Genomic DNA, 12,404 nt, shown 5'->3' with positions numbered 1-12,404 from the left:
CCTATTCCATATACTTGAAGAATAATTTTATTCAATCACAAGTCTACCTCTTCTAATAATGCCTTCCGCATCCATTAGATTAATTAGATAAACACCTGACTCCAGGTTTAAGTTGTATTGGGCAACAGTTCCTGAACTTACAGTTTCAGTATAGATGGTTGCTCCTTTCATGTCTGTAATTGTCAATAATTGATTTTGATTAAAGGCTGTTAAATCAATGGCAAAGCTTCCATTGTTTGGATTTGGATAAATATTCAAACCTCCTAATTCATATTCGTCAAAACTTAAAGTTAATGCATAACAACTTGATGTGTCAACACAACCATTTGCAGTTACTTCAACGGCAAAATTTCCTGTGCTACCGTTGTAAATGTTTGAAGTTGCTCCGTTAACTACCGCATAACTGTTTCCACAATCTAACCACTGAAATGTGCCTAAATTTGAGTTAGCTGTTAATGAGTTCACCCCAGCAGTTACACTCGTATCTACATCATTAATCGTCAATGCAATGGTGATGATACTATCACATCCACCAATGTTAGGAATGGTATCCATAACTGTCATTGTTCCGGCAGTTGAATAAGTTTCATCACCTGAAGGAACTGTATATGTAAAACAAGCTGTTTCTGTAATTGAACTCGTTGTGTTTGAACATGGGGTTCCAGCTGTACCTACAATTTCAAAATCATCAATACTTAATGCAGGATCTGATCCTGAAAATCCTGCATCTGTTGCATTATTGAATCTAATTCCAAATCGCAAACTTGCCTGATTATCCCATGCTGCATCAGTTAATGTTTGTTGAACCCAGGTTCCTTGTCCGTAGTAATTAGTCCCTGTTTTTTGAGTCCATGTAGTACCTCCATCTGTACTATAATAAAGTTGTCCTGTAGCAAATTGACTAGCTTGATTAAGCCACCAAAAACTTAAGGTAACATTTGTATATGAAGTGGTACTAATGTCTGCTGTCATTTTGACAAAATTGCTGGCCGGAAAAAAGCACAAAGCGTTATCAGCTAAAGCATAGTTAGCGTTTAGAACTCCACCATCTGCAAAAGCTTCCTGGCTTAAAATATGCAGGTAACCTCCATTTGCCGAGCTAATTCCTCCCGGTTGAGAAGGTGTTGTTCCAATTGGCACAGTATTACCGGCTAAACAAATTGAAGAAGTAATTGTACCTCCTGCATAGGAGCTATTAACTACCCACATATTGTCACCTCCGGTTCCAACAACTCCTCCCTGGTCTGCTGTATTTAAAGAAAAGCCACCGGCTCCTCCTTCAAAATCTTCAAAAAATAATTGTGTTTGGGCTGTTCCTAACAAGGTTAAAAAACAAGCCGAAACAGATAGTAAAGTTTTCTTCATACTCTTAATTGTTTTTTTCAAGGTAAGAAATTAAACTAAAAAATGCTAAACCCTAGAATATTAAGACTTTGATTAGTATTCGGTTAATAAGACTTAGTATTAGGAAGGTAAAATTGCCTATATCCGAACTTTTGCTACCGATTCTGCAGATCCATCAGTTTTATTCATCAGCATTTCAATCATCCTATCATTTATAGAGATAGGAGGAACAAATTGCTCTTCACTTTTTTTCATCCTCCCATTATTTATGGATACTCTTATGTTAGTTACAGCAAGATAATTTTCACCTTGTGGAGATTGAAAAAGATTGAAAAGCACATGATTTTTACCATCATTTTTGGTGTAAACTAATTCATCAAATGAATCAGTGTCTCCTTGCTCAAGCTTGTTGCGAAAAGCCGGTTTGTCATAGATATACTCAAAAGGTCCAATTTTTTGTTCTTTAAACCATTTGTTAGTGAATTCGCAAAATGGTTTTTTAGAAGTTTTGGTGACAAGCGAAATGGATGTTGCTATTATAATCCCCAATTCACCTATCCAAATTAATGCTAAAGGAAGTCCGGTGAAAGTAATGCCAAAAATTCCCCAACTGCCATAAGTATAGAGTACACCCATTATGGTGAAAATCTCACCCGGTCTAAAAATCTGTCCTATACCTCTTAGCAAGTTAGGACTTGTAACAGCCATTCCAAATGTAGAATTGCCTACGTAATTCGTTGTATGCAATAGAAAGTCAGCATAAAATGCCCATTGTGCGTACCATGCAAAAATGCCTGCAAGTGAAGCGTATAAAATAGAGGTCTTTACGTTTCGAACTTTACCAAATTTTAAAACAAGGTAATTGACTCCTAATCCAACTAGCAAACCAAATCCTGCCGTGATAAAATAGTTGATATAAGGAAAAGGAATGTACCAAATAGCTAATGAATAAATAAAAGCAAATGGTATGATTAACAGGCATAAACCTACAAAGAAGAATACTGAAGTAATATCAGATTTTCCGGAAGGTTGATAATAAAAGGTGTTCCTTTTTTGATTGTGATCTAAAATTGATTCCATAAGTTTTGGTTTATGGAGCCAAAATAGAAATTAATTCTAATTGCTCTTTAATGTCTGAAATAAAATGGAATCGGTTAACAGTAAATTAGAATCACTCAATACCAATTCTTTATAAATGCTATCTGAAGAATGTGAGGATAATTCATTAATCTCTACAAATTGTGTAGAGTCAATATAAAAGTAAACAGTTGATTCAAAATTTTCATCCAGATTTTCTTTTATTTCTCCGTTCCAATATGATTCTGAATATTGATTATATACTTTGAGTATGTTTGCGTTCAATGTGTCAATATTAAGTTCATCATTGGTAACATTTAATATTCTACTTCCTAATAACAATCCTTTATTATTTACAACTGATAGATAAATATCAAAATAATCGTTTTTACTGGAATTTAGAAGTTGTTTGTTGCTTACAAATATGCTGTAATCAGAACATAAAATATACTTAAATGTGTACAATGGAGTCTTTAATGGGGTGTACTGGTCAAGCTCCAGAAATTCTTGTAAATCCCTATCTAAGGTATAGGTATAATCTTCTGATGAAAAAAGTCTTTTTAACTCCTCAAGTTTATGAATCTCAGGAATTCGTTTTTTTTGAACTATGGAATCTTTTAAAATGCTATGTCTTTCAACCTCGAATTCCTTGTTGTTATTTGTAGAACAACTTAAAGAAAATGTCAATATTGAAATTACATAAAGCCGAATTCTCATTACATTATCCTAGGATACTGCTGAGGATCCACCTCTGACATTACATTGTAAATGCCATTGAAAATACTTTCAAAGTTTGGTTTTGAAAAGTAATCACCATCAGTTCCATAAGCCGGTCTGTGATCTCTTGCAGAAATCGTAACAGGTTTTGAATCTAAATGATAATAAGCTTCTTGCTTAACCATAATTTGATCTAGCATATATGCAGTGGCACCACTTGAAACATCTTCATCTACAATTACCAATTTATTTGTCTTGGCAATAGACTTAACAATGTCATGGTCTAAATCAAAAGGAATTAATGTTTGTACATCTATTAATTCAACTGATACACCTACTTCTTCTAATGATTGTGCAACTTCTTCACAAATAGCAAAAGTTGATCCGTATGAAACAACAGTAACATCTGTACCTTCTTTTACCACCTCTACTTTACCTAAAGGCTCCATGAATTCTCCGTAGTTTGCAGGAACTTTTTCCTTTTTACGGTATCCATTTAAGCACTCTACAACCAAAGCAGGTTCATCTGATGCCAATAAAGTATTGTACATACCAGCTGCTTTTGTCATATTTCTAGGAACACAAACATACATTCCTCTCAAGGCGTTAATGATCATTCCCATTGGAGATCCTGAATGCCAGATACCTTCTAAACGGTGACCTCTTGTTCTGATAATAAGCGGTGCTTTTTGACCACCTTTAGTTCTGTATTGAACTGTTGCAAGGTCATCACTCAATATTTGAATTGCGTATAACAAGTAATCCAAATATTGAATTTCAGCAATTGGACGTAATCCTCTCATGGCCATTCCAATTCCTTGTCCAATGATGGTGCATTCTCTAATTCCGGTATCACTAACGCGTAGTTCACCAAATTTCTCTTGCATTCCCTCCATACTTTGGTTTACTCCTCCAATTTTCCCAACATCTTCACCAAATGTTAATACTTCAGGTCTGCTCTCAAATACTTTATCAAAATTGTCTCTTAGGATAATTCTTCCATCTGTTAATTCATCTCCTTCATAAACCGGAGCAACACCTTCAATATTTAAAGCGCAACTTTCAGATTCTGAATGAAGATAAGATGAGTACATATCCCAGTTCTCTGCTTCTTTATCTTTTAGCCAGGCAATCATTTGAGTTTTAGCCGGACTTTCTTCTCCACGCATGTATCGCAATGCTTTGTAAGTGGCTGCGAAAATGTCTCTTTTGATAGGACCCATTGTGTCCTTCAAATCTTTAGCTACTTTCTCTATGAACACTGCGTTAGCTGATCCTTTAGCCATTGCATTCATTAATTCAACAGCCTTGTTTAAATCATCACTGATTAAGGCGTTAAACTCTTTCCATGCCTCACCTTTTTGATCTCTAACATGTTTTTTTGCCTCTTTGTCAATATTTTCTAATTCTTCTGCGGTTGCTATTTCAGCATCAAGAATGAATTCACGGAATTTTTCAATACAATCCATGTCAGTTTCCCACTGTAGTCTTTCTTCAGACTTGTATCTTTCGTGAGATCCTGAAGTAGAGTGACCTTGAGGTTGGTTCACTTCTTCAACGTGAATCATAACAGGTACATGCTCATCTCTACATAATTTGATAGCTTTCTCATATGTTTCGCATAGATGTGCATAGTCCCATCCTTTGGTTTTAAATATTTCATAACCGGTAGATTTTTTAGATCTCTGCATTCCTGACAAAGCTTCTGAAATACTACCTTTTGTTGTTTGATATTTTTTAGGAACAGATATTCCGTAACCATCATCCCAAATAGAGATGGCAAATGGTATTTGTAAAACTCCTGCTGCATTGATAGATTCCCAAAAAGGGCCTTCTGAAGTACTGGCGTCACCAATCGTTCCAAAAGCCACTTCATTACCCTTATTGGTGAAGTTGGTCATTTTGTGAAGGTCTTTGTTTTGACGGTAAACTTTAGAAGCCAAAGCAAGTCCAACCAATCTTGGCATTTGACCCGCAGTAGGCGAAATATCAGCAGAACTGTTTTTTTGTTCCATTAAATTTTTCCAGCTTCCATCAGGATTTAAACTACGAGTAGAGTAATGTCCACCCATTTGTCTTCCTGCAGATGCCGGTTCCTTTTCAGGATCAGTGTGAGCATATAGCGCAGCAAAATATTCTTTTACTGTCAAGGCTCCAATAGCCATCATAAATGTTTGATCACGATAATATCCTGATCTAAAATCTCCATTCTTGAATTGTTTCGCCATAGCGATTTGAGCCAATTCTTTTCCGTCTCCAAATATTCCAAACTTGGCTTTTCCACCTAAAACTTCTCTTCTTCCCATCAATGAAGCTTCGCGTGAAATTCTTGCCAATTTATAATCTTCTAAAACTTCAGTGATATATTTTTTATCGGTTGCGTTCAAAACTTCTTCTTGTTCGGCCATTTATGATTGAATTTAAGTGGATAAAGATAGCAATATTTTAGCTGAAAGCTTGTCAAAAAGGCAATTTCAAACATAAAAAAATCAGTACTTCATTGTATTTTAAGCTTTTTCGAATTATCTCAAGAATTAATAAGAATATAAATTACCGTTTACTTAACTTTGGTCTCTACGCTTACAAACAGTCAATTAAACATGGATATAGCAGAAAAAGTGTACATAGTTACAGGAGGAAGCTCAGGCTTAGGTAAAGCCTTTGCGCATGAATTGGTAATGAATTTGTCCAATGTGGTAATTACAGGTAGAGATCTGGAAAAACTAAAAGATGTTGCTTCTTCGCTTGGTTCAAATTGCCTTTGGTTTCATGCAGATATGACAAGTGATGAAGACATTGATAAATTAATTGACTTTACCTTAAATAAGTTTGGGAAAATTGACGGAATTATCAATAATGCCGGGATAGGTGTAAGAACGCCTATTGAAGAATTGAGTAGAGAAAAAATGAGGGAGGTTTATGAAGTGAATGTATTTGGAGCAGCCATGCTGGCTTCAAAAGTTACTCCTTTGTTTAAAAAGCAAAAGTATGGTGATATAGTAAATATTGCATCTACTGCAGCAATGAAAGGATATGCTACAGGTTCAATTTACTCTTCATCTAAATTTGCCTTGCGCTCAATGTCCCAAAGTTGGGCTGCAGAACTGCGTCCTTTTAATGTAAGAGTAATAAGCATAAATCCTAGTGAAGTACCAACGGCATTTGGTCAGGAAGACCGTGTTGAAAAGGAATTGGCTGAGAACAAATTGCGTCCTCAAGAAATAGCCGACGTTTTAATAGCTGCCCTTAAAATGGACAGAAGGGGATATATTCCGGAAGTATCAGTTTTTGCGACTAACCCTTTTTAGGATTTTTAATCAATTCAGTTAATAAAACTTTACCTCCTAAGTTCAATAAGTTTTTATCGATACTTAATTTACTTCCCTTTGTTTGTTTTGTTAATGGTATAGATAGCATGGCAATTATTTTTTTTGTTTCTACTTAAGTTAAATACAATTTGCATGCCGAAACGTTCAGTTCTTTTAAATCGGACCGGTTTTTGATTAATCGGTAGTAAATTGCAGTTGAACTGTTATTATATGTAACGACTTTCATTTAGTAACCGTTTGCTGTATATTAGCCGAAACAATAACAATTAACATTCTTTAAATAAATAATGCGCATGTCAATTTTAATATCGCTAATGGCCTCAGTGCTGGCTTTGTTTTCGTGTGGAGAAGAAGGAGAACCCATTGAAAGTGATACAATAGAGTTAGTTAATGAAGATCATGCAGATCATCAGGATGATACACTCATATTTAAAGATATCATTCCATTTAGTGTAGATACTTGTGACAAAACTTCAATAGAAGATTGGGATAACTTTCTGGGGATTCCTTATGGTGCCTCTGAATTTGCATTGGATAGCATTTTAGGAAATACAAATGGTGCTACTTATATGAATGACTCAATGAATTTTGTGATGTATTACAGAGAAGTGCCTGGAGCACCTATTTCTGTATGGACCAGTGCCAAAACTGCCAGAGTTGAAATTATTTACCTTGAAGTGACGGGTATTGAACCTTATTTTCAATCAGATATTGACAGTGTCGTTACAAGATATAATATTCCGGAATGTGATGCGCAATGGTTAGGAATGACCGAAAAAGAAGTGATTGAGAAAATGGGTGAACCAAGAAAATCAAATGAAACTGAATTAAAACAAGACGTCATTAAAACAATAATGTATGATGCCGAAGATTTTAGTAAATCCGTGAGTTTCATTTTTTATAAATCTCAAGATTATAAGTGTTCAGCTATTTCAGTTAACTGGTTTTACTAAAAGGTCAGCCTTCAAATTTCCAATTTAGTTTACCATTAGCTGGATTGATTGATGTCACATAGAACAGGTGATTGTCTGATTCCCAAACAGTTATGATATAGTTTTTGTAAATGATATTCCTAGATGGATGATAGGTTTGATCAATACCCTCTTTATAAATTTGATTTTCCCAAATTATTTCATCTGAATCATAATTAATAGCGGTTAGCCTGGGTTGGTCTTTATCTGCATCTATTGAGGTGTGGCTGAAAACAAAAACCATTTTATCAATATGAATCACATTTCTATTTCTAGGGATTTCTCCAATATCTTTAATTGGTCTTAAAAACTCACCATTTAACCAAATACTATCTTCTTGTAGTTCTTTCCATATCAAGGCTGTGTCTGAGGCAATCAACTTTTTTATTATTCTCCGTTTGCTCTCATCTAATAGTAAGCATGTAGTGTCTCTGGTGATAACAGTATAATTCTTTGCAAAATCATCTTTTACATTTAGTTTTTCTTCTAAGGTCATTGAGGGAAGAATTGCTTCTTTTCTTTGATCTGAAAAATTCTCTACGGTGATTTCTATTCCTTTTGGTTTTGATTTTTCAATACTCTCATAAAATGCAGAAGTTCCAAACTGTTGATAGTAATCCAGTGAATTGTATTGGCCTACATTTTCATTAGTCATAAACTCTGCGGGGGAGTAATAAAAATTTTCTGCTTGGCTATTTTCTACATGAAATTTATCATTACTAAAGTCCCAGTCAAGTTTATAGATATCTTTTATTTCAGGATGAGCATCCAACAATTTTACTTTGACAGATTCATGGTCATATAAGTCTGTTAATTCAGGAATCTGCAGACAAGAGAATTCATTATTGAAGCTAAACCATAGTTGATTGTCATTGTAGAATAAAACTTCAAAATGATCCCAGCTATCACTCTCAATTTCATAAGTAGAAATAATCTCACCATTATCTATGTTAAGCAGTGATATATGAATGAAATCTTTGAAAAATTTACCTACTTTTCTTTCTTCATTTGATATTAGTAATACATAATCTGATTGTGTTGTCTCAATGAACCAAATACGTTCCAGGGTGTCTCTTTTGTCTTTTTTTAAAACATTGTTACCCACAAACAAAAAAATCATCACCCCTACAAATAGGATGAGTGCAATAGCTGAATTTCTTGTAGATTTCTTCATTATCTATGAATAGCCTTCAACATGCTGAATAGGTAATGCACTTTTCAAGAAGCTTCCTTGTCCGGTTCCAACCAATCTTCCTTTTTCGTCAAATAATTTTGAACTGGCAGTAAACATCTGTTTACTCATAAAATCCAATTCTCCTTCAGCTTTTATTATTCCTGAAGTGATGGGTCGCAATAAATTAATACTGAATGAAGTGGTTACAATAAAGTAGTCTTCTACAACTGTTTGACAGGCAAAATAAGCTGCATCATCTAATAATTTAAAGTAAACTGAACCGTGTGCAGACATGCCTGCATGAAAATATCTTTTATCTACCGGTAATGTAATGCTTGCTTTTTTATCTGCTAACTCCATGTGAATTCCCTTGTAAAATTCATGGATTGGAGCCAGTTCATACATCTTTAATAGTCTGTCAAAATGCTTCATTAATCAATTATTTGATTCAGTTAAGCTTAAAAGTACCCAGGATTTTTTAAAATAGGTTTTAAAATGACTAAATTCGTAGGCCTATAAGTCTAACTTAATTTACCAAAATATGGCATTCGACATTGAAATGATTAAAGAGGTATACGCCAAATATCCAGAGCGTATCGCCAAAACCAGAGAAATTGTAAACAAACCATTGACATTAGCAGAGAAAATTCTCTATGCTCATTTATGGGATAATCCTTTAACTGAAGCTTTTGAAAGAGGAAAATCTTATGTTGATTTTAAGCCGGATCGTGTTGCTATGCAAGATGCGACTGCTCAAATGGCTTTGTTGCAATTTATGCAAGCAGGAAAAGATAAAGTAGCTGTGCCTTCAACAGCACACGCAGATCACCTTATTCTTGCAAAAGATGGAGCTAAAGAAGATTTGGAAAGATCAAAACACACTAATGGTGAAGTTTTTGACTTTTTAAGTTCAGTTTGTAACAAATACGGAATTGGATTCTGGAAACCGGGAGCAGGTATCATTCACCAGGTGGTATTGGAGAATTATGCTTTCCCTGGAGGAATGATGATTGGTACGGATTCTCACACTGTAAATGCCGGCGGTTTGGGAATGGTAGCAATTGGTGTTGGTGGAGCAGATGCTGTTGATGTAATGGCCGGAATGGCTTGGGAATTAAAGTTTCCTAAATTGATTGGTGTTAAGTTAACTGGTAAATTAAGTGGTTGGACTGCACCTAAAGATGTAATCTTAAAAGTTGCTGGAATTCTTACTGTAAAAGGTGGAACAGGAGCAATTGTTGAATATTTTGGAGAAGGAGCAGAGTCTTTATCTTGTACAGGTAAAGGAACTATCTGTAACATGGGAGCTGAAATTGGAGCTACAACTTCAACATTTGGATATGATGATTCAATGAGAAGATATTTAAAAGCTACAGGAAGAGCTGATGTTGTAGAAGCTGCGGATCAAGTTGCTGAGCACTTAACTGGAGATGCTGAAGTATACGCAAATCCAGAAAAATATTTTGATGAGGTAATCGAAATTGATTTAAATACATTACAACCTCACTTAAACGGACCTTTTACTCCGGATTTAGCAACTTCAGTTCACGATATGAAAGCTGCAGCTGCTAAAAATGATTGGCCAACTGAAATTGAGTGGGCTTTGATTGGATCTTGTACTAACTCTTCATATGAGGATTTAACAAGAGCTGCATCAATCATTAAAGATGCTACTGATAAAGGATTAGAAGTAAAATCAGAATTGGGTATCAATCCGGGATCTGAACAAGTTAGATTCACTGCAGAAAGAGATGGATTATTTGACATCTTTGGAAGAGCAGAAAACATCAGAATCTTTACCAATGCTTGTGGACCTTGTATTGGACAGTGGGATAGAGATGGAGCTGATAAACAAGAAAAGAACTCTATAGTTCACTCGTTTAACAGAAACTTTAAAAAGAGAGCTGATGGAAATCCAAATACAATGGCTTTTGTTACATCACCAGAGATGGTTGCAGCAGTAGCAATTGCAGGTAAATTAGATTTTAATCCATTAACTGATACTTTAATAAATAAAGATGGACAGGAAGTAAAACTTTCAGATCCTTCAGGAATTGAATTGCCTGCTAAAGGTTTTGCGGTAGATGATAACGGATATCAAGCTCCAGCAGCAGACGGAAGTGGAATTAATGTAGTCGTAAGTCCTACTTCGGATAGATTACAGTTGTTAACTCCTTTTAAACCTTGGGATGGTCAAAATATCACTGGTGCTAAATTGTTGATTAAAGCACATGGTAAATGTACAACTGACCACATCTCTATGGCTGGTCCATGGTTGAAGTACAGAGGACATTTGGATAACATCTCAAACAACATGTTAATTGGTGCTACAAATGCATTTAACATGGAGTCTAACAAGGTGAAAAATCAATTGACTGGAGAGTATGGAGAAGTTCCTGCTACAGCTAGAGCATACAAAGCAGCTGGTGTTCCTTCAATTGTTATTGGAGATCATAACTATGGTGAAGGATCTTCAAGAGAGCACGCAGCAATGGAGCCAAGACATTTAGGTGTTAGAGCGGTAATCGTAAAATCATTTGCAAGAATCCATGAAACTAACTTGAAAAAACAAGGAATGTTAGGATTGACTTTTGCTAATGAAAGTGATTATGACAAAATCAAAGAAGATGATACATTCAACTTTGTTGATTTGGTTGACTTCTCAGAAGGTAAACCATTGCACTTAGAAGTTGTTCATGCAGATGGATCAAAAGATACTATCCAATTGAATCATACATATAATGAAGCGCAAATTGAATGGTTCAGAGCTGGTTCTGCTTTAAACTTGATTAAGCAACAGCAAGAAGCATAATAATATCTCAATAATGGATCCCAGACTGTAGTAGTTTGGGATCTTTTTTTTGTCCCTATATGAAGAATTTTTATCTATTTGAAGCAGGTGCCACCAAAACTGATTTTTTGTCATATATAAATGGTGAGAAGACAGAAACAAAATTGCCGGGTTTTAATCCTAACAGAGATAATGGTGCATTTGAAATTGCTGTTCAAGAAGGTGTTAAACTAATAGATGATGTTGATGTCTATTTCTATGGAAGCGGTTTGGAAAGCGATAAAAATAAATCCATTGTAAGGGAGATCTTTAAGTTCCATGAGCAAAGTAAGCTCAAAGTGTGTGATGATATTTTAGGAGCTGCCAGAGCCGCATTTAAAATGTCTCCGGGAATAATATGTATAATGGGTACAGGTGGATTGGCTGCTTATTATAATGGGCAAAGAATTGTAAAAAGAAGAGGAGGATATGGCTTTTTAGTAGATGATTTAGGAGGAGGATTAGAATTGGGTAAAAGAGTTTTAGCCGCCTGGTTAAATGGTGACCTGGAAGAAACAACCCAAATGACATTAGAAGAAATTTTAGGAACTTCAAAAGATCAAATAGTTGCTAAAATTTATCAAGAAAAGGATTTACACTTTATTGCTTCCGTGACAAAATTTGTTCCTGAGATGAAAGATGAAGCAATTATTTCAATTGTAAAAAAATATTTTCAAGATTTTTTTGATCAGGATGTGATCCCTTTGACTAAGGAATTTAATACCAACAATTTTTCAATCATTGGAAGTTTAGGAACGGGATTTTATAGTGTAATTCGCACGTTATCAATGAGTAATAATTTGGAGTTGGAACAATGTATTGAAAGTCCAGTTCAAAGATTGTTCGATTTCCATCAAAAACAGTCGTAAACCGTTTTAATTTGATCGTCTCAAGAATTGATATTTTTGTCTAATCTTTTCTTAGTTTAGTAGAAATTAATGTAACCTTTTCCAAAATTCTTC

Annotated in this window: 10 protein-coding genes; 4 read left to right on the top strand and 6 right to left on the bottom strand. The window is 34.9% G+C overall.

The genetic code is table 11. The features are described from left to right. Positions 1-27: 27 nt before the first annotated feature. The 4 genes from K6119_RS03740 to K6119_RS03725 form a co-directional block, all read right to left on the bottom strand. A complete protein-coding gene (locus tag K6119_RS03740) occupies positions 28-1,365 on the bottom strand; it encodes a T9SS type A sorting domain-containing protein (protein WP_221835488.1) in 1,338 nt (445 codons plus the stop codon). 117 nt (positions 1,366-1,482) lie between these two features. Continuing rightward, the gene (locus tag K6119_RS03735; protein ID WP_221835486.1) at positions 1,483-2,424 is read right to left on the bottom strand and encodes a hypothetical protein; all 942 of its coding nucleotides are present in this window, start codon (positions 2,422-2,424) and stop codon (positions 1,483-1,485) included. 36 nt (positions 2,425-2,460) lie between these two features. Beyond that, positions 2,461-3,138 carry a hypothetical protein gene (locus tag K6119_RS03730; RefSeq protein WP_221835484.1) on the bottom strand — a complete coding sequence of 226 codons (678 nt, stop codon included), beginning with the start codon at positions 3,136-3,138 and terminating at the stop codon, positions 2,461-2,463. Further along, a complete protein-coding gene (locus tag K6119_RS03725) occupies positions 3,138-5,546 on the bottom strand; it encodes an alpha-ketoacid dehydrogenase subunit alpha/beta (protein WP_221835483.1) in 2,409 nt (802 codons plus the stop codon). Before K6119_RS03725 ends, K6119_RS03730 begins: the two co-directional genes overlap by 1 nt. A 192-nt stretch (positions 5,547-5,738) precedes the next feature. Between K6119_RS03725 and K6119_RS03720 the strand changes: the two genes are divergently transcribed. Together K6119_RS03720 and K6119_RS03715 are read left to right on the top strand one after the other, a co-directional pair. After that, positions 5,739-6,446 (top strand): SDR family oxidoreductase, encoded by a 708-nt coding sequence (locus tag K6119_RS03720; protein WP_221835480.1) that lies wholly within the window; start codon positions 5,739-5,741, stop codon positions 6,444-6,446. Positions 6,447-6,760: 314 nt separating this feature from the next. Further along, on the top strand, positions 6,761-7,420 hold the full coding sequence (locus K6119_RS03715; RefSeq protein ID WP_221835477.1) for a hypothetical protein: 660 nt from the start codon (positions 6,761-6,763) through the stop codon (positions 7,418-7,420). 4 nt (positions 7,421-7,424) lie between these two features. Here the strand turns inward: K6119_RS03715 and K6119_RS03710 are convergent, their stop codons facing one another. Next, a complete protein-coding gene (locus K6119_RS03710; protein WP_221835475.1) occupies positions 7,425-8,612 on the bottom strand; it encodes a hypothetical protein in 1,188 nt (395 codons plus the stop codon). Between the two features lie 3 nt (positions 8,613-8,615). Further along, a complete protein-coding gene (locus K6119_RS03705) occupies positions 8,616-9,044 on the bottom strand; it encodes a PaaI family thioesterase (protein ID WP_221835473.1) in 429 nt (142 codons plus the stop codon). 109 nt (positions 9,045-9,153) lie between these two features. On the opposite strand from K6119_RS03705, the gene K6119_RS03700 reads away from it, so the two are divergent. Then, complete coding sequence (locus K6119_RS03700) at positions 9,154-11,424, top strand: aconitate hydratase (protein ID WP_221835472.1); 2,271 nt, start codon at positions 9,154-9,156, stop codon at positions 11,422-11,424. A 59-nt stretch (positions 11,425-11,483) separates the two neighbouring features. Further along, complete coding sequence (locus K6119_RS03695) at positions 11,484-12,311, top strand: hypothetical protein (RefSeq protein ID WP_221835471.1); 828 nt, start codon at positions 11,484-11,486, stop codon at positions 12,309-12,311. Positions 12,312-12,404: the final 93 nt, after the last annotated feature.

Source organism: Paracrocinitomix mangrovi (assembly GCF_019740355.2).
GTDB classification, from domain to species: domain Bacteria; phylum Bacteroidota; class Bacteroidia; order Flavobacteriales_D; family Crocinitomicaceae; genus Paracrocinitomix; species Paracrocinitomix mangrovi.
This window is presented reverse-complemented; position numbering and strand designations above follow the sequence as displayed.

Coding starts and splice junctions, on each gene's coding strand:
- K6119_RS03695 (WP_221835471.1), top strand. CDS start 11,484: ATGAAGAATTTTTATCTATTTGAAGCAGGTGCCACCAAAACTGATTTT.
- K6119_RS03700 (WP_221835472.1), top strand. CDS start 9,154: ATGGCATTCGACATTGAAATGATTAAAGAGGTATACGCCAAATATCCA.
- K6119_RS03720 (WP_221835480.1), top strand. CDS start 5,739: ATGGATATAGCAGAAAAAGTGTACATAGTTACAGGAGGAAGCTCAGGC.
- K6119_RS03705 (WP_221835473.1), bottom strand. CDS start 9,044: ATGAAGCATTTTGACAGACTATTAAAGATGTATGAACTGGCTCCAATC.
- K6119_RS03725 (WP_221835483.1), bottom strand. CDS start 5,546: ATGGCCGAACAAGAAGAAGTTTTGAACGCAACCGATAAAAAATATATC.
- K6119_RS03715 (WP_221835477.1), top strand. CDS start 6,761: ATGTCAATTTTAATATCGCTAATGGCCTCAGTGCTGGCTTTGTTTTCG.
- K6119_RS03710 (WP_221835475.1), bottom strand. CDS start 8,612: ATGAAGAAATCTACAAGAAATTCAGCTATTGCACTCATCCTATTTGTA.
- K6119_RS03735 (WP_221835486.1), bottom strand. CDS start 2,424: ATGGAATCAATTTTAGATCACAATCAAAAAAGGAACACCTTTTATTAT.
- K6119_RS03730 (WP_221835484.1), bottom strand. CDS start 3,138: ATGAGAATTCGGCTTTATGTAATTTCAATATTGACATTTTCTTTAAGT.
- K6119_RS03740 (WP_221835488.1), bottom strand. CDS start 1,365: ATGAAGAAAACTTTACTATCTGTTTCGGCTTGTTTTTTAACCTTGTTA.